Below are 994 nucleotides of genomic sequence, written 5' to 3'. Positions count from 1 at the left end.
ACCAACGCGCTCTTTTCTTAGTTTTGCGCATTCGTCTTCAGATAGAGATGAAATATTTATTTCATCAATTTTCACGCTACCACTACTCGCGTTATCTAAACCTGCGAGAATGCCTAAAAGCGTTGTTTTACCAGAACCAGAACGACCAACTAGCGCACAACTGCCCCCTGCAGGTACACTGAAAGATATATCACTAAGAACCTGCAGTGAACCTGTTTCTAGTTCTACTCGTTTACTGACTGAATCTACCAATAACGAAGACGCGTTTACTGTGTTAGTCAACACTGTTTACAAACCTCAAAAATAAGATGCACTAATGACTCAAACGAAATTCAAGCGACTGTTTTTATTACTAATAAGCTTAACGCTTTATACGCAGTCAACGATAGCTTCGACCACATTAAAAAGCCGTATACTCATACTCGGAGACAGCCTCAGTTCAGCGTATGGAATACCTTACGAACAAGGTTGGGTAGCACTGGCGCAAAAAGAAATCGACGACATAGCAATCATCACAAACGCCAGCATCAGCGGTGAAACGACTGTAGGGGGACTTCAAAGCCTACCAGGACATCTAGAGCGCGTTCAGCCAGACGTCGTTGTAATAGAGCTTGGAGCAAATGATGGTTTAAGAGGGTTTCCATTGCCTGGCATTAAAAACAACTTGCAAGCCCTAGTTGACCTATCAAAGCAAGCAAACGCAAAAGTGGTTCTTCTGGGCATACATATCCCACCGAACTATGGAAAGCGTTACACCGAAGGGTTTTATCAAAACTTCTTAAATATAGCCGAGCAAAATGAGTTAGAGTTTGTTCCATTTATGCTTGACGGTGTCGCATTGAAATCTGAGCTAATGCAATCAGACCGGCTTCATCCAAATGCTGATGGACAACCAATTATTTTGAATCATGTATTGCCTGCTATCACGAGAGCTTTAGATGAGCTGCACGCAGATTAAATGTATTCTCTTAAGAATCTTAAACCCTCTGTCTCA

At 42.1% G+C, this 994-nt stretch carries 2 protein-coding genes; one reads left to right on the top strand and one right to left on the bottom strand.

Features of this window, described 5'->3' with window-relative positions:
• Positions 1-285: ATP-binding cassette domain-containing protein (locus A3762_RS21185; RefSeq protein WP_156493649.1), on the bottom strand; the 285-nt coding region annotated here is incomplete at its 3' end.
• Positions 286-316: 31 nt separating this feature from the next.
• On the opposite strand from A3762_RS21185, the gene A3762_RS21180 reads away from it, so the two are divergent.
• Positions 317-958 carry an arylesterase gene (locus A3762_RS21180; RefSeq protein WP_068756883.1) on the top strand — a complete coding sequence of 214 codons (642 nt, stop codon included), beginning with the start codon at positions 317-319 and terminating at the stop codon, positions 956-958.
• The last annotated feature ends 36 nt before the right edge of the window (positions 959-994 follow it).

The sequence above is a fragment of the Oleiphilus sp. HI0125 genome (assembly GCF_001635355.1).
The sequence above is the reverse complement of the archived record's forward strand: the minus strand, read 5'-3'. Positions and strand labels throughout refer to the sequence as shown.

Bases quoted from the DNA above. Each gene is read 5' to 3' on its own strand.
- A3762_RS21180 (WP_068756883.1), top strand. From the start codon at position 317: ATGACTCAAACGAAATTCAAGCGACTGTTTTTATTACTAATAAGCTTA.